This is a genomic window from Streptomyces sp. NPDC050549 (assembly GCF_040655035.1).
Taxonomy (GTDB): domain Bacteria; phylum Actinomycetota; class Actinomycetes; order Streptomycetales; family Streptomycetaceae; genus Streptomyces.
In genome coordinates, this window is record NZ_JBFAJD010000071.1 from 12,578 (window position 1) to 29,880 (window position 17,303).

The window sequence follows — 17,303 nt, forward strand, 5'->3', positions numbered from 1 at the left end:
GTGGGCCGACCGGGCCCGTGCTCGACCCGGTCGGCCCTGGCGGCCGGTCACCCGCCGCTTTCAGAAGGGGTCGGGGTCCGGACGGCGGGGCGGTCCCAGGAGCGCGCAGTCCACGTCCACCACTCCCTCCACCGCGCGCACCAGGCGGTTGGCGGCGGGCACGAGGGCGGTGTCGGGGATACGGCCGGTGAGGGTGGCGACGCCGTCGCGCACCTCCACTCGGATCGTCTCGGCCTGCTCCGGGAACAGCTGGGCGACGACCTCGCGGCGGATCTCCTCCGCGATGTCGTCGTCCGCCCGCAGGAACACCTTCAGCAGGTCGGAGCGGCTGACGATGCCTTTCAGCACGCCCTTGTCGTCGACCACGGGGAGCCGCTTGGTCCGGGTCACGGCCATGGTGCGCGCGGCCCGGGCGAGGGTCGCGTCGGCGTGGACGGTGAGGGCCGGCGCGGTCATCAGCTCACCGGCGGTGACGGCCCCGGCCTTCGTCAGGTCGGACAGCCGGCGCAGTTCGGCGTACCGGTCCGGGTCGCCGTCGTGGAAGGCCTCCTTGGGCAGCAGGTCTGCCTCGGAGACCACGCCGATCACCCGCCGCTCGTCGTCCAGGACGGGAAGGGCACTGACCTTCCACTGCTGCATGGTCTTCACGATGTCCTTGAACCCGGCCCCGCGCCCGAGAGCGACGACGGTGCGGGTCATGACATCGCTGACGATGTGCGGCGTGCTGTGCATGGTGTCCTCCGGCGTTGTCACGGGACACCTTCAGCCTCGGTGACGGCAGTACCGGACGCATGGGCCGAACGGTCCCCACCTGGGCCCCGATGGGCTCTCCTCGCGTGGTGCCGTCGGGACGACGCTGGTGGTAGCGGGCCTGCGGACCGGCCCGCGGCCACCGATACCAGGGAGGTGTTGACCGTGCTGCGTCCTGTTGTCGTAGGACTGGACGGTTCACGCGAGAGCCTCGCCGCCGCCGACTGGGCGGCGAGGGAGGCGCTGCGCCGCGGTGTGCCGCTGCGGCTGGTGCACGCGTGGGAGGCGGCCTCGCCCGAACCGTCGACGCTGCCCGAGCTGGAGGCGCCCCGGTTCTGGTCGAGGCGGATCATCCGCGAGGCCATGGACCGGGTCAACGAGCGTTATCCACAGGTCTATCTCAGCGGCGAGCAGATCGCCCGGCCCGCGTCCGACGCCCTCGTGGCGGCCTGCGCGGAGGGCGAGTTGCTGGTGCTGGGCAGCCGTGCGTTCAGCGGATTCGGCGGGTTCCTGGCCGGTTCCGTGGCGCTGGCGACGGTGGCCCGCGTGACGCGTCCGGTCGTGCTGGTCCGGGCCGACGAGACCTCCGCGAGCGAGCGGATGCCCGGCTCCGACGACAAGCCGTCGGCCCGTGAGCCGTACCGCGAGGTCGTGGTGGGTGTCGACACGGCGCACCTGTGCGAGGACGTTCTCGCGTTCGCCTTCGAGAGCGCTGCCATGCGGTCCGCACCGCTGCGTGTGGTGCACGCGTGGACGCAGTCGATCTCGCCCGGGCCCGGCGCGAAGAACACGAGCGCGCAGGAGGAGGCCGAACGCGAGCTGGCCAGGGTCCTCGGGCCGTGGCGCGAGAAATATCCGACGGTGGAGGTCCACGAGGTCGTCGCGAACGACCGCGCGGCACACCTGATCCAGGGCGCTGCCGCGGACGCCGGCCTGCTGGTCGTCGGCCGCCGCAACCGCCCGGCCAGGGTCGGCGCGCACACCGGACCGGTCGACCACGCGGTGATGCACCACGTCCGCTGCCCGGTCGCGATCGTCCCGCACGAGTGACCCCTGCGTCCCGGCCCGGCCGCCTCCGGCCGGACCGGGACGCGGTCTGCCCTCCCCCGCCCACCGGACGGCGTCACCGTGCCCCCTCGGCCCCTGTACAGGGACATTCGGCCCCTGCGGAGTCCGCCCCTCCCCGGGATAGGACAGAAGAGCAGACCGTCCGGAGGGAGTACGACATGTTCCAGGTACGCATCCACGGCCGCGGCGGTCAGGGTGCCGTCACGGCCGCGGAGTTGTTGTCGGTGGCCGCGTTTCTGGAGGGCCGCCACGCGCAGGCCTTCCCGAGCTTCGGGTCCGAGCGCACGGGGGCGCCGGTGATGGCGTTCTGCCGCATCGACGACCGGCCCATCCGGGTGCGCGAGCCCGTCATGCGGCCCGACGCGCTGGTGATCCAGGACGCGACGCTGCTGCACCAGGTGAACGTCTTCGAGGGGCTGCGCCCCGGCGGCAGCGTGCTGGTCAACTCACCGCTTCCCATAGGGGACTTGGGCATCTCGGACGTGATCACACCCGGCCGGGCCCTGACCGTCCCCGCCACGGCCCTCGCCCTGCGGCACTTCGGGCGGCCGGTGCCGAACGCGGTCCTGCTGGGCGGGCTGGCCGCACTCACCGGGTGCGTGTCGGTCGACTCGCTCACGGCCGCGATCCAGGAACGCTTCCCCGGCGAGCTGGGGACCGCGAACGCGGCCGCCGCCCGGGAGGCGTACGACCACGTCAGCACCGCCCAGTGGGAGGAGCAAGCGCATGCTCAAGCAGACTGAGGGCTCGCGGGCGGTCGCCGAGACCGTCGCGTACTGCCGCCCCGAGGTGATCGCGGCCTACCCGATCTCGCCCCAGACGCACATCGTCGAGGAGCTCAGCCGCCTGGTGAAGTCCGGCGCGCTGAAGCCCTGCGAGTACGTCAACGTCGAGTCGGAGTTCGCCGCGATGTCGATGTGCATCGGAGCCTCGGCGGCCGGTGCCCGCGCCTACACGGCGACCGCCAGCCAGGGGCTCCTGTACATGGTGGAGGCGCTCTACAACGCCTCCGGGCTCGGCCTGCCCATCGTGATGACGGTCGCCAACCGGGCGATCGGCGCGCCGATCAACATCTGGAACGACCACAGCGACAGCATGTCGCAGCGCGACTCCGGCTGGATCCAGCTGTACGCGCGCGACAACCAGGAGGCCGCCGACCTGCACCCGCAGGCGTTCAAGCTGGCCGAGGAGCTGTCGCTGCCGGTGATGGTGTGCATGGACGGCTTCGTCCTCACGCACGCCTGGGAGCGCATCGAGGTGCCGGAGCAGGCACAGGTCGACGCGTTCCTGCCGCCGTACGAGCCGCGTCAGGTCCTGGACCCGGACGAGCCCGTGTCGATCGGCGCGATGGTCGGTCCGGAGGCCTTCACAGAGGTGCGCTATCTGGCGCACGCCAAGCAGATGCAGGCCCTGGACGCAATACCGCGGATCGCCGAGGAGTACCGGCAGGTCTTCGGCCGTGACTCCGGCGGGCTGCTCCATCCCTACCGCTGCGAGTTCGCCGACACGATCGTCGTGGCGCTGGGCTCGGTGTTCGGCACCGTGTGCGACGTCGTGGACGAGATGCGGGAGCGCGGGGTGCGGATCGGGGCGCTGGCGATCACGTCGTTCCGTCCGTTCCCGCTGGACGCGGTACGGACCGTGCTCGGCGGGGCCCGCCAAGTGGTCGTGCTGGAGCGGGCGTTGGCGGTCGGCATCGGCGGGATCGTGTCGGCGAACGTACGGACCGCACTGTCCGGGATCCACCTCGACGGGCACACCGTCATCGCGGGGCTGGGCGGGCGGCCGATCACCAAGGAGTCGCTGCACCGGCTGTTCGACGACGCGGTCGCCGGACGTCTGGAGCAACTGACATTCCTGGACCTCAACACCGAACTGGTGGAGCGGGAGTTGGAACGGATGGCGCAGACCAGGCGGTCGGGCCCGTCCGCGGAGAACATCCTGCGCGATGTGGGGAGCAACCGATGAGCGCCGCACCACAGGTCAAGTTCTACCAGGTGGGCAGCTTCGCCGCCGGAAACCGGCTGCTGGGGCCCGAGTTGCAGTCCGACCAGGCCGACCCGGCCCGCGCCAACGCGCTGACCTGCGGCCACCGCGCCTGCCAGGGCTGCGGCGAGGCGCTCGGCGCCCGCTACATCCTGGACGCGGCCCAACGGGCGGCCGGCGGCAAGGTGATCGCGGTCAACGCGACCGGCTGCCTGGAGGTCTTCTCCACGCCCTACCCCGAGACGTCCTGGCAACTGCCCTGGCTGCACTCCCTGTTCGGCAACGCACCCGCGGTCGCCGCGGGCGTGGCCGCCGCGCTGCGCGCCAAGGGCCGCACCGACATAAGGGTGGTCGGGCAGGGCGGCGACGGCGGCACCGTCGACATCGGGCTCGGCTGTCTGTCCGGCATGTTCGAGCGCAACGACGACGTCCTGTACGTCTGTTACGACAACGAGGCCTACATGAACACCGGCGTGCAGCGCTCCGGTGCCACTCCCCCGGCCGCGCGCACGGCCACCACCCAGGCGGTCGGCGAGGAGCCCGGCGCCCCATTCGGGCAGGGCAAGAACCTGCCGCTGATCGCGATGGCGCACGAGATCCCCTACGTCGCCACCGCGACCGTGGCCGGCCTGCGCGACCTGGAGGCCAAGGTGCACCGGGCGATGGGGATGCGCGGCGCCCGCTATCTGCACGTACTGGTGCCCTGCCCGCTGGGCTGGGGCACGGCGTCCCACGACACGGTGCGCATCGCGCGGCTGGCCGAACAGACGGGCCTGTTCCCTGTGTTCGAGGCCGTGGACGGCGAGGTCACCGACGTCACGCCGATCCGGCGACGGGTCCCCGTCGAGGAGTACCTGCGCCCGCAGAAGCGGTACGCGCACCTGTTCAAGCCCGAGGTGCGCACGGACGTCATCGACCGTCTCCAGCGGACCGCCGACCGCAACATCGCCCGCTTCGGGCTGCTCGCCGAGGAGACAGTGCCATGAAGGACAAACCGTTCGCGATCACCCTGGACGTGGGCTCCAGCCTGGCCAACCACACCGGCGCCTGGCGGACCGAGCGTCCCCAGTACGTCGACCGGCTGCCGCCGTGCAACCAGGCCTGCCCGGCCGGCGAGAACATCCAGCAGTGGCTGTTCCACGCGGAGAGCGGCGACTACGAGTCCGCCTGGCGGCAGTTGATGCGGGACAACCCGCTGCCCGCCGTCATGGGCCGGGTCTGCTACCACCCCTGCGAGACCGCCTGCAACCGCGTCCAGGTCGACAACGCCGTAGGCATCAACTCCGTCGAGCGCTTCCTCGGCGACGAGGCGATCAAGCAGGGCTGGACCGTCGAGGCTCCCTCGGCGACGTCCGGCAAGCGCGTCCTGGTCGTCGGCTCCGGCCCCGCCGGACTGTCGGCCGCCTACCATCTCCGGCTCCTCGGCCACGAGGTGACGATCCGTGAGGCGCAGGAGCAGCCCGGCGGGATGATGCGCTACGGCATCCCGCGCTACCGGCTGCCGCGCGAGGTCCTGGACGCGGAGATCGACCGCATCGTGGCGCTCGGAGTCACGCTCGAACTGGACACCCGCGTCGACGACGTGCTCGCCGCCCAGCGCGACGAGGGCTTCGACGCGGTGTTCCTCGCCGTGGGCGCGGGCATCGGCCGGCGCACGTACATCCCGGCCGGCGACAGCGCGAAGATCCTCGACGCGGTGGCCCTCCTCGGCAGCATGGAGGGCGAGGGCCCGTCCCTGCTGGGGCGGCGGGTCGCGGTCTACGGCGGTGGCAACACGGCCATGGACGCGGCGCGCACCGCCCGCAGGCTGGGCGCGACCGACGCCGTGGTGGTCTACCGGCGCAACCGGGACCGGATGCCGGCCCATGACATCGAGGTCGAGGAGGCCCTGGAGGAGGGCGTCCGGATGAAATGGCTCTCCACCATCAAGCACGCCGACGAGGGGCACCTCACCATCGAGCGGATGGAGCTCGACGAGACCGGATTCCCGCAGCCCACGGGCGAGTTCGAGGAGCTGGAGGCCGACACGGTGGTCCTCGCCCTCGGCCAGGACTCCGACCTCTCCCTGCTGAAGAACGTGCCGGATCTGGCGGTCGACCACGGCATGGTCCAGGTCGCCGACGGACTGATGACGGGTCATCAGGGCGTCTTCGCCGGCGGGGACATGGTGCCCGCCGACCGGACGGTCACGGTCGCCGTGGGCCACGGCAAGAAGGCGGCCCGGCACATCGACGCGTATCTGCGCGGGAGTTCGTACGACCCGGGCACCAAGCACGCCCCGGCCGACTTCGAGAACCTGAACACCTGGTACTACGCGGACGCGCCCGCCTCCATGCGGCCACGGCTCGAAATGGCCCGGCGCGTCTCGACGTTCGACGAGGTGGTACAGGGGCTCGACGAGTCCACGGCACTGTTCGAGGCCCGGCGGTGCATGTCGTGCGGGAACTGCTTCGAGTGCGACAACTGCTACGGCGTCTGCCCGGACAACGCGATCACCAAGCTCGGCCCCGGCAAGGGGTTCACCGTCGACCTCGACTACTGCAAGGGCTGCGGGCTGTGCGTGGCCGAGTGCCCGAGCGGGGCGATCGAGATGGTGCCGGAGGAGTGAGAGAGCGAGCATGAGGTGGGCCCCCGCGCTTGGAGCGCGGGGGCCCACCTCGTGGTGCGTCAGCCGACGAACTCGCCGACGGCCGCCTTGAGTTCGGTCAGTCCCTTCTTCGCGTCGGTGAAGAACATGCCGGTCCTCGGCTCGGTGTACAGCTCGTTGTCGACGCCCGCGTAGCCATGCCCCATCGAGCGCTTGATGACGACGATGCTCTTCGCCTTGTCGACGTCGAGGATCGGCATACCGGAGATCGCGTTGCCGGGGCGGCGGGCGATCGGGTTCGTCACGTCGTTGGCGCCGATCACCAACGCCACGTCGGCCTGCGGGAATTCGGGGTTGACCTCGTCCATCTCCTTGAGCTGCGTGTACGGCACGTTGGCCTCGGCCAGGAGCACGTTCATGTGTCCAGGCATGCGGCCGGCCACCGGGTGGACGGCGTAGCTGACGTCGACGCCGTGCTCGGTCAACAGCTTGGCCAGGTCTCCGAGTTCGTGCTGTGCCTGGGCGGCGGCGAGGCCGTACCCGGGGACGAAGATGACCTTGCGCGCGTACGCCAGCTGGATCGCCACGTCGTCGACGGAGATCGCGCGCACCTGGGCGGGTGCTCCGTCCGCGCCGACCGGCGTCGGGGCGCTGTCGCCGGTGCCGAAGCCGCCGATCACGATGTTCATGATGGAGCGGTTCATGGCATCGGCCATCAGCTTGGTGAGGATGCCGCCCGAGGAGCTGACGAGCATGCCCGCGATGATCAGGGCGGTCTCGTTGAGGACGAAGCCCGCCATCGCGACCGCCGATCCCGTGAAGGCGTTCAGCAGGGCGATGACCACGGGCATGTCGGCGCCGCCGATGGGCAGCACCATCGTCACGCCGAACAGCAGGGCGACGACGACCAGCCCGTACAGGGCCGTGGTGGAGTCCGGGGCCAGCACCAGCCAGACGGTGCCGACGGCGAAGGACACCGGGAGCAGCACGTTGAGCAGCCGCGCCCCAGGGAACACAACCGGCGCACCGGACACGAGGCCCTGGAGCTTGCCCGCCGCGACCAGCGAACCGGAGAAGGTGACCGCGCCGATGACGATGCTCAGGGCGCCCGGCAGCGAGACGCGTGCGCCCAGTGCGGCCGGCTGGTCGGCCTGCAGCAGGTCGTTGACCGCGATGAGGGCGGCGGCGCCACCACCAACGGCATTGAAGATACTGACCAGTTGAGGCATCGCTGTCATCTTGACCTCGCGCGCGGCCCACAGGCCGAGCGCGGCGCCGACGAGACCGCCGCAGACCAGGACGAGCCAGCCGGTACTGGTGATCCGGCCCTCGTGGACGACGAGCCACACCGTGGCACCGATCGCGACGGCCATGGCACCGGCGGAGAGCGTGTTGCCGCGGCGGGCCGTGCGCGGGTGGTTCATCAGGTGCAGGCCGAGCACGAAGCAGGCGGCCGCGATCAGGAAGACGTAGTGGACGGCGTTGGAGACGGTGTCCATGGCGGTCACACCTCCGCCTTCTCGTTGTTCTTGGCGGTGGGCCGGGCCTTGAACATCTCCAGCATCCGGTCGGTGACGACGTAGCCGCCGACCACGTTCATGGCGCCGAACACCATGGCCACGAAGGCCAGCACGTATCCGAGCCATGTGTGCGACTCGGCGGCGATGAGCATGGCGCCGATGACGACGATTCCGTGCACCGAGTTGGAGCCGGACATCAGCGGGGTGTGCAGGGTCGCCGGGACCTTGCTGATGACCTCGATGCCGACCAGGACGCTCAGTACGAAGACGGTGATCGCGGTGAGGAGGTCGAGGTTGTTCATGAGGGTGCACCTCCTGTCTGGGACGCTCCGCCCGTCAGGGCGGCCGTGATCTCGTCGGTCGGGTCGAGGACGAGTTCGCCGTCGGGCGCCAGGTGGCGCAGGAGGGCGACGAGGTTGCGGGCGTAGGCGGTGGACGCGGCGGTGGCCATGGCGGACGGCAGGCCGCCGGCGCCGATCAGGGTCACGCCGTTGTCGAGGACGGTGGTCTTGTCGGTCTCGGTGCCCTCGACGTTGCCGCCGAACTCGCTCGCCGCGAGGTCGACGACGACCGAGCCGGGCTTCATCCGCCCGACGACCTCGGCGGTCACCAACAACGGTGGTTTGCGGCCGGGCACTTGGGCCGTGGTGATGACGACGTCGGAGCGGGCGATGTGCTCGTTCAGCGCGGCCCGCTGCGCCTGTTGCTCCTCTTCGGTCAACTCCCTTGCGTAGCCGGTCTGTTCGGCGCCCGGTTCCGGTGCCTGGACGGTCTGGATGTCGAGGAACCGGGCGCCCAGCGACTCCACCTCCCCTCGGGACGCGGGGCGTACGTCGTACGCCGAGACGACGGCGCCGAGGCGGCGGGCGGTGGCGATCGCCTGGAGCCCGGCCACTCCGGCGCCGAGGACGAGGACCTGCGCCGGGCGCATGGTGCCCGCCGCGGTGGTCAGCATCGGGAAGAACCGGTCGTAGGAGTCGGCGGCGAGGACCGCCGCCTTGTAGCCGGCGACGTTGGCCTGGGAGGTCAGCGCGTCCATGGACTGCGCGCGGCTGAGGGTGCGGGGCAGCAGGTCGAGGCTCACCGTGCGGACCCCGCGCCCCGTCAGTTCGTCGACCAGGGCGGGATGGCGGAGCGGTTCGAGCAGGCCGATCACGGTCTGCCCGGTGCGCAGCGCCTCTGCGCTCTCCGGGTCCGGCGGTCCGACGCACAGCACGGCGTCCGCGCGTGCGTACAGCTCCTCCGGGGACACGACGGTCGCGCCGGCCTCGGTGTAGTCGGCGTCGGTGAACCAGGCGCCGGACCCGGCACCGGCCTCGACGAGAACTTCGATTCCGGCCCGGTGCAGGAGGGTTACTGCCTCGGGGACGAGCGCGACCCGGCGTTCACCGGGCGCCCTCTCCCGTACGGCTCCTACGGTGACGGTTCCCATGATCTGCTGCCTCTCCCTGTGGCCCCGGGGTTGCCGGGGTCAGAATTCGAAGACGAGCCGTGCTTCGGCCCGTCCGCCGAGGACCTCGTCGAAGGAGTCGTTGACCTGGTCCAGGCGCCGCGGTTCGGCGATGACCTTGGTGCGGCCGGCCGCGTGCAGCGCGAACACCTCGGACAGGTCCTGACGGGTGCCGACGATGGAGCCGATGACGGAGATCCCGCCGAGCACGGTCTCGAAGATCGGCACGTTGATCGACGCGTTGTCGGCGGGCAGGGCGACCATGACCAGTCGTCCGCCGCGGTTGAGCGACCGGTACGCCTGCTCGAACGCCTTGGGCGCGGCGGCCAGCACGACGGCCACGTCCGCGCCGCCGGCCTTCTTGATCTCCTCGACGGGGTCGTGCGTACGGGCGTTGACGATCACGTCGGCGCCGAGCTGGTGGGCGAGGCCCAGCTTGTCGGGTTCGAGGTCGACGGCGGTGACGAACCCGCCGACGAGGCGCGCGTACTGCACGGCCAGGTGGCCGAGGCCGCCGACGCCGAACACGGCGACCCGCTCGGCCGGGGTCACCCGGGCGACCTTGATCGCCTTGTACGTGGTGACGCCCGCGCAGGTCAGCGGTGCCGCGTCGAAGGACGACACACCGTCGGGGACCCGGACGATCGCACCGGCGCTGGCGACCGCGTACTCGGCGTAGCAACCGTCCACGGAGTAGCCGGAGTTGACCTGGCTCTCGCACAGGGTCTCCCAGCCGGAGACGCAGTAGCGGCAGGTGCCGCAGGACGAGCCGAGCCACGGGACGGCGACCCGCTTGCCGATCAGGTCGGCGGAGACGCCCGCGCCCACGGCCTGTACGGGGCCGACGCCCTCGTGGCCGGGGACGAAGGGCGGTTGCGGCTTGACCGGCCAGTCGCCGTGGGCCGCGTGGATGTCGGTATGGCAGAGGCCGGAGGCCTCCATCTTCACGAGCACCTGGCCGGGGCCGGGCTCGGGTGTGGGCAGGTCCTGGATCTCCAGGGGCTTGCCGAAGTCGGTGACGACCGCTGCCTTCATGATCTGCTCCTCAAGTGGTTCCGCATCGGGTCGCCTCGACCCGGGTCACGAAATGCAGGCCCTCTCCGGCTGCGAGGGAGAATCCGCCCGGTGTGCCCGGTTCCACGTCCAGGACGTATAAGGGGCGGCCGTGCGCCTCGTACTGGTCGGCGTTCACATGGAAGGTGCAGCCCTCCACCACGCCGACGAGCATGTCCCCGTCTCCCAGGACGAGTTCGCCGTCCGGGAAGCACATCGGGTCGCTGCCGTCGCAGCAGCCGCCCGACTGGACGAACATCACGGGCCCGCCGCGGGCGGCGCGCAGGGCCGCGATGGCCTTGCGCGCCGCCGGCGTCGCGGTGACGCGCCCGACGGTGCCGTTCTCGACCTTTCCGGGCATGTCGCTGCACTCCTCCTAGAACAGCCCGAGCGGCTTGTCGCTGTAGCTGACCAGGAGGTTCTTGGTCTGGCTGTAGTGCTCGAGCATCATCTTGTGCGTCTCGCGGCCGATGCCGGAGACCTTGTAGCCACCGAACGCGGCACCCGCGGGGTACTGGTGGTAGCAGTTCGTCCAGACCCGGCCGGCCTGGATGGCACGGCCCATCCGGTAGGTGCGGCTGGTGTCGCGGCTCCACACGCCGGCCCCGAGGCCGTAGAGCGTGTCGTTGGCGATCTCCAGGGCCTCGGCCTCGTCCTTGAAGGTGGTGACGGCGAGGACGGGTCCGAAGATCTCCTCCTGGAAGACCCGCATCTTGTTGTGGCCCTTCAGGACGGTCGGCTCGTAGAAGTAGCCGTCCTTGAACTCGCCGCCGATGGTGGGCCGGTGGCCGCCGACGAGCAGTTCCGCGCCCTCCTTCAGACCGATCTCGACGTACGACGCGATCTTCTCGATCTGCTGCTTGGAGACCTGCGGGCCGATCATGGTCGCGGTGTCCAGCGGGTCGCCCTGCTTGATGGCGCGGATGCGCTCCAGGCAACGGCCCATGAACTCCTCGTAGATGTCCTCCTGGATGAGTGCGCGCGAGGGTGCGGTGCAGACCTCGCCCTTGTTGAACGCGTACAGGACGAGTCCTTCGACGGCCTTGTCGAGGAAGTCGTCGTCGGCGGCGGCCACGTCGTTGAAGAAGATGTTCGGCGACTTGCCGCCCAGCTCCAGCGTGACCGGGATGATGTTCTGGGCCGCGTACTGCATGATCAGGCGGCCGGTGGTGGTCTCGCCGGTGAAGGCGACCTTGGCGATGCGCTTGTTGGTCGCGAGGGCCTTGCCGATCTCGGCGCCGGGGCCGTTGACGACGTTGAGGACGCCGGACGGCAGGTGATCGCCGATGACCTCCATCAGCTTGAGGATCGACCACGGGGTCGGGGAGGCGGGCTTGAGCACCGAGGCGTTGCCGGCGGCGAGCGCCGGGGCCAGCTTCCACGCGGCCATCAGCAGCGGGAAGTTGAACGGGATGATCTGGCCGACCACGCCCAGCGGCTCGTGGAAGTGGTAGGAGATCAGGTCCTTGTCGATCTCGGTGATCGAGCTCTCCTCGGCGCGGATCGCGGCCGCGAAGTAGCGGAAGTGGTCGGCTGCGAGCGGGATGTCGGCCGCGAGGGTCTCACGGACCGGCTTGCCGTTCTCCCAGCTCTCGGCGATCGCCAGTTCCTCGCGGTGGGCGTCGATGGCGTCGGCGACCGCGTTGAGGGCGGCGGCACGCTGTGCGGTGGACGCCTCGCCCCACTTGGGCTGTGCGGCGTGCGCGGCATCCAGGGCGAGTTCGATGTCCTCGGGTCCGGACTTCGGGACCTCGCAGATCGGCTTGGCGGTGGCGGGGCACAGGTTGGGCGAGTACTGGCCCGTGGTGGGTGCCTGCCACTTGCCGCCGATGAAGTTCTCGTAGCGGGGTGCGACGTCCACGGGGCTGCCCGGCCTGCCCGGAGGCTGGTACTTCATGACCGTCCCCTTTCTCACCACGACGATCGTGGTGATGCTCAACACGCTAGGAATGCGAACGCTGCAACACCGCTGCATGCCGTACGACCTGCAACGGAACGGTGTTCTCGGCGTCCAGTGCGTGGGCGCGTGCCGCAGCGGCGGCACGCTGCGGCGATCCGCCCGGGAAGGTGCGAGCGAGCGCCGACCAGGCGGGGATGTCGTCGCTTCCCCAGTCCGCGGCGACCCAGCGGCGCAGCAGCCCGGGGTCGCCGCTGCCCAGCACGGCGCCGCGCAACTGCTGCTCCAGGCACCGCCGTTGCTCTACCACGACCGGCGCGTCGGAGCGCGGCAGCAGCGGACCGGGATAGTGGGCGAGGGCCTGTGCCACCCGCCCCTCGGCGAGGAGGTCGGAGACCTCGCCGAGGTCGGTCCGCACCGGGCGCAGCAGCGCGTAGGGCCGCGAGCCGAGCAGGGTGGGGCCGAGAATGGCACGCAGCCGGGTCATCTCGGCCCGCAGTGTCGAGGGGGGTACCTCGCGGTCCGACAGTTCCACCGCCAGCCGGTCGCCCGTCACTCCATGGCCGGCCAGGGCGAGTGCCAGCACGATCTCGCTGTGTCGTGGGCTCAGCCGCAGGACCCGGCCACCGTGTTCGAGGAGGGCACTGTCCCTGCCCAGCACGCTGATCCGTACACCGTCACCGCATCCGACGGGCACCGGCATGGTCAGCGTCCGGGCGAGGTACGCCTCGGCGGCGAGGGCCGCTCCTCGTACGGCGGCCAGGGCGGGCGGTGAGGCGATGGTGCCACCACCGGAGAGGTCGACGACGCCGAGGACGCGTCCGGTGAACGGTTCGCGCACCGGGGCGGCAGCGCACGACCAGGCGTGCACGGCGGAGCTGTAGTGCTCGCCGGTCACGATCTGGACGGGGCGGCCCAACTCCAGTGCGGTTCCAGGAGCGTTGGTGCCCGCCCGTGCCTCGGACCAGACGGCTCCCTCGGAGAAGTGCATCCGCTCGCCCCGTGCCCTGGTCACGGCATCGCCCTCGACCCACAGCAGGGTGCCGTCGGCGTCGGCGACCGCGAAGACGTGCCCGTCGTCGGCGGCGCCGGCCCCCAGCAGTTCCCGGAACAGGGGCAGCACCGCCGCCAGCGGATGTGCGCGCCGATACACGGAGAGTTCCGCGGACGTGCCGCGCAGGGGCGGCAACCGGCTGCCGTCGGAACGAACGCCCTGCACCGTGCAGCGCTGCCACGACTCGGCGACCAGGTCACGCATCGCGGGCGGCGCACCCGATGTCGTCACGAACCGCTCGTGCGCCGTGCGCAGAGCGGATTCCGAGGCGGTGGCGGAAGCGTCCATCGCACCTCCTACGTGCCTTCTCCGGATCCGTCACCTCCATCTCAGCCGTCCGGCACGAAGGGCTGCAGAGGCCGAACGGCCCCACTGACCGGGCCCCTCGGGCCAGGGACGAGGCCTGTCCGCCGGGTGTGCCTCTCGGGGCAGGACGGGCAGCACAGGGGTCGCATCGGGTCGGGAAGGGTGTTTCCGCGTGGCCGTGCCGGGTGCCTACCGCTCACCCACCGGCGCCCGCCAGACCAGCTTGGTGCCGCCTTGCGGCGGAGTGGTCCACTGCAGTTCTCCGCCGAGTTGCAGGGCCCGCTCCTCCATGTTCCGCAGCCCGCTGCGCCGGCCGTCGGCCGGAATGCCCACACCGTCGTCGGTCACGGCCAGGCGTACCTCACGGCCGTCGGTCTCCAGGGCGACGTCGGCACGGCCGGCGTGAGCGTGCCGGGCGATGTTGGTCAGTGCCTCGGACAGCACGGCGATCACATGGTCGGCGGTCTCCCGCGGCACGTCGGTGTCGACCAGACCCTCCATCCGCACGCTGGGGGCGAAGCCGAGCACGGAGCCGGCCTCGCCGACCGCGCGCACGACACGGGCCCGCAGCCCCGTTCCGGCGCCGCCGTCACGCGCCCGCAGCCCGAAGATCGTAGACCTGATGATCTTGATGGTCTCGTCGAGGTCGTCCACCGCGCGCACCACGCGCTCGGCGGCCTCGGAGTGTTCGATGAAGCGGCCCGCGCTCTGGAGGGTCATGCCGGTGGCGAACAACCGCTGGATGGCGAGGTCGTGCAGATCGCGGGCGATACGGTCGCGGTCCTGGAGCACTGCGATCTGCTCGGAGTCCCGTCGGCGCTCGGCCAGTTCCATCGCGACGGCGGCCTGCGCGGCAAAGGCCTGGAGGGTCTCGGTCTCCGTCACCGAGAAGGGCTGCCGCCCGGCTTCCCGCGCGAGCAGGACCACGCCGCGCACGCCGGCGTTGCCCGTGCCGATGGGCACCGCCACGGCGGGACCCAGTCCCCCGAAGCGCGGGGGCTCCAGGGAGATGCGATCGTCGTGGCCGACGTCCGCGCTGGTGACGGGCGCGGCCCTGGAGAAGGCCAGCCCCATCAGGCTGCGGTCCAGGGACAGCACGAGCCCCCGGTGGGCTTCGGCGTCCATGCCTACGGCGATCTCCACGGCGAGCGACCCGGTGTCCTCCATCGGAAGCGCGACCGCCGCCAGCGCGGAGCCCGTGATCTCACCGGCCCGCTCGGCGATCAGGCCGAGGACCTGGGTGCGGGAGTCGCCGGACATCAGGTTGTGGGTGACCTCCGCGTTCGCCTGCAGCCAGCGTTCCCGCAGCCGGGACTCCTCGTAGAGGCGGGCGTTGTCGATCGCGACGCCGGCCGCCACGGCGAGGGTGGACAGGACGGATTCGTCCTCGCCGTCGAACTGTGCCCCGCCCCGCTTCTCGGTGAGGTACAGGTTGCCGAAGACGTGCTCGCGCACCCGGATGGGAACCCCGAGGAAGGTGCTCATCGGCGGGTGGTTGGGCGGGAAGCCGTACGAGGCGGAGTGCTGGGAGATCTTCGCGAGCCGCAGCGGCTCGGGATGCCGGATCAGCTCGCCCAGGATGCCGTGGCCCTCCGGGAACGGCCCGATCTCGGCGATCTGCTCGTCGGTGACGCCGATCGTGTGAAAGGCCGACAGCGCCTTGCCGTCAGGGGTGATCACACCGAGTGCGGCGTACTCCGCGTCGACCAGGACCGCCGCCGCCTCCACGATGCTGTGCAGGGCCTGCTCCAGGTCCAGTTCCCGGCCGACCGAGAGCACCGCTTCCAGCAGGCTGTGCACCCGGTCTCGGGTACCGCGGGCCGCGTCCAGACGCGCCTGCAGCTCTCCCAGCAGCTCGTCCAGCTTCAGCTGGGGCAGCCGTATACGAGCCTCGCGGGCCTCTTCAGCGCTTGCCACCGGTGATCCTCCACAACCCCTCGCCGCACCGCGGACCGACCACTGTGGTCATGTGCCACGCTATCGGTCGGAGACTGTTGAGGACACAGCATCAGGCCCAGGTCATGTGCTCCGGAGCGGGGTAATTCGGTCAGTTTCCCTTCCCTCGGAGGCGGTGCTGCCCCTTCGGCGGTACCGGCGCCGCAGACCGTCGTGGCCACGCATCGCCCCCTGTCTTCCCTCCCTCGACGACTGTCACAGAGTCCGGCCGCCCGGCCGAGGGCGGAGGAAGAGGCCTCACGGACCTGGTCAGGGGCCGGGTGGCCCTGGCTCCCGGCCCGGGGCAGGGCCAGTCTGGGGTTGTCGGCAAACGATCAAAGGAGTGGAGCAGATGACGCCAAGGGACACCGTCGGCCGAGCCCCCGCGACAACCGCCTTGCAGATACGGACCGAGGGGGAGGTCGACGAGGAAGCCCGGGCCTACGTCCGGGCCAAGCTGACCGCGCTGCTCGACCGGCCGGGACTGGCCGACATCGGTGGTGAGGTGCGGATCACCAGGGCCGCCGTGCACCACGCCGATCACCCGTGGTCGGCCGCGGCCGAGATCCGGGTGGGCGGCGACCTCCTGGTCGTCCATGCCCGGGAGGCGAGCGCGCACGAGCTCGCGGACCGGTTGCAGGACCGGCTGCGCAACCGTCTGGAACGCGTCACGCACCGCAAGGACTCGGCCCGCAGAGCGGCCACCCCGCCCCCGTGGCGCGGCGGCCCGAGCGACGAACCGCAACCGGGCTGAACAGGAAGCTGTGCCTGAAGCACTCCCGCGGACGACCACCCTGATGGACTGTGTGAGGGGACGGACGGCCGGGCCCCTCGCACAGAGGGTGACGGAGGCAGCGCCGCGCGGGACAACGGGCCGGTCGGCCACGGGCGAGGGCCGAACGGCCCTACCGGGGCAGGGGCCCGTCGGCGTTCCATGGGCACGATCGAGCCCCTGCACACCTCGCCCACCGACCGTTACCACGTCGCACCGGTGGCCCGTCGGCCGGAGACCCGAAGCAGTGAACGATGAAGCCGTACGGAGGCTGCTCACCACCACGGACCGTGAGCAGCCGACCCCGCCAGTTCCACCCCGCCGAAGCATCGAGCTCGACAGTGCGGAGGCAATGCGGCTGCTCGGCAGCGTGTCCCTGGGGAGGATCGCCTTCACCCTGCACGCGTTGCCGACCATCCGCCCGGTCAACCACATCGTCGACGACGGCGTCATCGTCATCCGGACCCACGAGGGCGCGGCCCTGACCTCACGCACCCTCCAGGCCGGCGGTCCCGGAGTCGTCGTGGCGTACGAGGCCGATTCCATCGACCCCGACACCAGCCTCGGCTGGAGCGTGGTCGTCACGGGCTACGCCCACCTGGTGACCGACGCGGACGAACTGGCCCGGTATCAGCGGCTGTTGCGGCCCTGGGTGCGGCAGCCGATGGACTATGCGGTGCGCGTCCAGCCGGACCTGGTGACCGGGCTGCTGTTCGTTTCCGCCGACGGGCCCTCTTGAGGTTCGGCCGGGCTCAACACCTCGACCGACCGGGGTACCGCCGCTGTTGAGCGGCGGTACCCCGGTCACGTCGTGCTTCTGGCTGTTACTTCAGCCAGTTGTGGTCGCGGACGACCGGGAGCTTCGCCCAGACCTTGCCCAGACCCCACGTCGCACCCGCGCCCGCCGCCGCGAGAGCGATGACGA

Annotated in this window: 16 protein-coding genes; 7 read left to right on the forward strand and 9 right to left on the reverse strand. The window is 71.0% G+C overall.

Going from position 1 to position 17,303, the window contains the following annotated elements; translation table 11 throughout:
* Positions 1-60 precede the first annotated feature (60 nt).
* Positions 61-732 carry a CBS domain-containing protein gene (locus AB0I51_RS46290; RefSeq protein ID WP_362985224.1) on the reverse strand — a complete coding sequence of 224 codons (672 nt, stop codon included), beginning with the start codon at positions 730-732 and terminating at the stop codon, positions 61-63.
* Between the two features lie 183 nt (positions 733-915).
* Between AB0I51_RS46290 and AB0I51_RS46295 the strand changes: the two genes are divergently transcribed.
* The 5 genes from AB0I51_RS46295 (at position 916) to AB0I51_RS46315 (ending at position 6,412) form a co-directional block, all read left to right on the forward strand.
* Complete coding sequence (locus AB0I51_RS46295; RefSeq protein WP_362985194.1) at positions 916-1,800, forward strand: universal stress protein; 885 nt, start codon at positions 916-918, stop codon at positions 1,798-1,800.
* Between the two features lie 176 nt (positions 1,801-1,976).
* Positions 1,977-2,561: a 2-oxoacid:acceptor oxidoreductase family protein gene (locus AB0I51_RS46300; RefSeq protein ID WP_362985196.1), complete on the forward strand. Its 585-nt coding sequence runs from the start codon at positions 1,977-1,979 to the stop codon at positions 2,559-2,561.
* Positions 2,545-3,786, forward strand: coding sequence for a pyruvate ferredoxin oxidoreductase (gene porA / locus AB0I51_RS46305; protein WP_362985198.1), 1,242 nt, complete (start codon positions 2,545-2,547; stop codon positions 3,784-3,786). Before AB0I51_RS46300 ends, porA begins: the two co-directional genes overlap by 17 nt.
* Positions 3,783-4,790: a thiamine pyrophosphate-dependent enzyme gene (locus AB0I51_RS46310; protein ID WP_362985200.1), complete on the forward strand. Its 1,008-nt coding sequence runs from the start codon at positions 3,783-3,785 to the stop codon at positions 4,788-4,790. The genes porA and AB0I51_RS46310 overlap by 4 nt, the downstream gene beginning before the upstream one ends.
* Entirely contained in the window at positions 4,787-6,412 is a 1,626-nt protein-coding gene (locus tag AB0I51_RS46315) for an NAD(P)-binding protein (protein ID WP_362985202.1), read from the forward strand. Before AB0I51_RS46310 ends, AB0I51_RS46315 begins: the two co-directional genes overlap by 4 nt.
* A gap of 59 nt (positions 6,413-6,471) precedes the next feature.
* Here AB0I51_RS46315 and AB0I51_RS46320 read toward each other — a convergent pair whose 3' ends face one another.
* From AB0I51_RS46320 to AB0I51_RS46355, 8 genes are all read right to left on the reverse strand, one after another.
* A complete protein-coding gene (locus tag AB0I51_RS46320; protein ID WP_362985204.1) occupies positions 6,472-7,890 on the reverse strand; it encodes an NAD(P)(+) transhydrogenase (Re/Si-specific) subunit beta in 1,419 nt (472 codons plus the stop codon).
* A gap of 5 nt (positions 7,891-7,895) precedes the next feature.
* On the reverse strand, positions 7,896-8,213 hold the full coding sequence (locus tag AB0I51_RS46325; RefSeq protein WP_362985206.1) for an NAD(P) transhydrogenase subunit alpha: 318 nt from the start codon (positions 8,211-8,213) through the stop codon (positions 7,896-7,898).
* The gene (locus AB0I51_RS46330; RefSeq protein WP_362985210.1) at positions 8,210-9,343 is read right to left on the reverse strand and encodes an NAD(P) transhydrogenase subunit alpha; all 1,134 of its coding nucleotides are present in this window, start codon (positions 9,341-9,343) and stop codon (positions 8,210-8,212) included. Before AB0I51_RS46330 ends, AB0I51_RS46325 begins: the two co-directional genes overlap by 4 nt.
* A 39-nt stretch (positions 9,344-9,382) precedes the next feature.
* Positions 9,383-10,396 carry a zinc-dependent alcohol dehydrogenase gene (locus AB0I51_RS46335; RefSeq protein WP_362985212.1) on the reverse strand — a complete coding sequence of 338 codons (1,014 nt, stop codon included), beginning with the start codon at positions 10,394-10,396 and terminating at the stop codon, positions 9,383-9,385.
* Positions 10,397-10,406: 10 nt separating this feature from the next.
* Positions 10,407-10,775 carry a DUF779 domain-containing protein gene (locus AB0I51_RS46340; RefSeq protein ID WP_362985214.1) on the reverse strand — a complete coding sequence of 123 codons (369 nt, stop codon included), beginning with the start codon at positions 10,773-10,775 and terminating at the stop codon, positions 10,407-10,409.
* Positions 10,776-10,790: 15 nt separating this feature from the next.
* Complete coding sequence (locus AB0I51_RS46345; protein WP_362985216.1) at positions 10,791-12,311, reverse strand: aldehyde dehydrogenase family protein; 1,521 nt, start codon at positions 12,309-12,311, stop codon at positions 10,791-10,793.
* A 46-nt stretch (positions 12,312-12,357) separates the two neighbouring features.
* A complete protein-coding gene (locus AB0I51_RS46350) occupies positions 12,358-13,653 on the reverse strand; it encodes a transcriptional regulator (RefSeq protein ID WP_362985218.1) in 1,296 nt (431 codons plus the stop codon).
* A 207-nt stretch (positions 13,654-13,860) separates the two neighbouring features.
* Positions 13,861-15,588, reverse strand: coding sequence for a GAF domain-containing protein (locus AB0I51_RS46355; RefSeq protein WP_362985220.1), 1,728 nt, complete (start codon positions 15,586-15,588; stop codon positions 13,861-13,863).
* A 370-nt stretch (positions 15,589-15,958) separates the two neighbouring features.
* Here AB0I51_RS46355 and AB0I51_RS46360 point away from each other — a divergent pair, with 370 nt between their 5' ends.
* Together AB0I51_RS46360 and AB0I51_RS46365 are read left to right on the forward strand one after the other, a co-directional pair.
* The gene (locus tag AB0I51_RS46360; RefSeq protein WP_362985222.1) at positions 15,959-16,360 is read left to right on the forward strand and encodes a hypothetical protein; all 402 of its coding nucleotides are present in this window, start codon (positions 15,959-15,961) and stop codon (positions 16,358-16,360) included.
* Positions 16,361-16,649: 289 nt separating this feature from the next.
* Positions 16,650-17,117 (forward strand): pyridoxamine 5'-phosphate oxidase family protein, encoded by a 468-nt coding sequence (locus tag AB0I51_RS46365; RefSeq protein WP_362985226.1) that lies wholly within the window; start codon positions 16,650-16,652, stop codon positions 17,115-17,117.
* The last annotated feature ends 186 nt before the right edge of the window (positions 17,118-17,303 follow it).

Excerpts from the sequence above, each read along its gene's own strand:
- AB0I51_RS46290 (WP_362985224.1), bottom strand. The coding sequence starts at position 732 with ATGCACAGCACGCCGCACATCGTCAGCGATGTCATGACCCGCACCGTC.
- AB0I51_RS46300 (WP_362985196.1), top strand. The coding sequence starts at position 1,977 with ATGTTCCAGGTACGCATCCACGGCCGCGGCGGTCAGGGTGCCGTCACG.
- porA (WP_362985198.1), top strand. The coding sequence starts at position 2,545 with ATGCTCAAGCAGACTGAGGGCTCGCGGGCGGTCGCCGAGACCGTCGCG.
- AB0I51_RS46310 (WP_362985200.1), top strand. The coding sequence starts at position 3,783 with ATGAGCGCCGCACCACAGGTCAAGTTCTACCAGGTGGGCAGCTTCGCC.
- AB0I51_RS46315 (WP_362985202.1), top strand. The coding sequence starts at position 4,787 with ATGAAGGACAAACCGTTCGCGATCACCCTGGACGTGGGCTCCAGCCTG.
- AB0I51_RS46320 (WP_362985204.1), bottom strand. The coding sequence starts at position 7,890 with ATGGACACCGTCTCCAACGCCGTCCACTACGTCTTCCTGATCGCGGCC.
- AB0I51_RS46325 (WP_362985206.1), bottom strand. The coding sequence starts at position 8,213 with ATGAACAACCTCGACCTCCTCACCGCGATCACCGTCTTCGTACTGAGC.
- AB0I51_RS46330 (WP_362985210.1), bottom strand. The coding sequence starts at position 9,343 with ATGGGAACCGTCACCGTAGGAGCCGTACGGGAGAGGGCGCCCGGTGAA.
- AB0I51_RS46335 (WP_362985212.1), bottom strand. The coding sequence starts at position 10,396 with ATGAAGGCAGCGGTCGTCACCGACTTCGGCAAGCCCCTGGAGATCCAG.
- AB0I51_RS46340 (WP_362985214.1), bottom strand. The coding sequence starts at position 10,775 with ATGCCCGGAAAGGTCGAGAACGGCACCGTCGGGCGCGTCACCGCGACG.
- AB0I51_RS46345 (WP_362985216.1), bottom strand. The coding sequence starts at position 12,311 with ATGAAGTACCAGCCTCCGGGCAGGCCGGGCAGCCCCGTGGACGTCGCA.
- AB0I51_RS46350 (WP_362985218.1), bottom strand. The coding sequence starts at position 13,653 with ATGGACGCTTCCGCCACCGCCTCGGAATCCGCTCTGCGCACGGCGCAC.
- AB0I51_RS46360 (WP_362985222.1), top strand. The coding sequence starts at position 15,959 with ATGACGCCAAGGGACACCGTCGGCCGAGCCCCCGCGACAACCGCCTTG.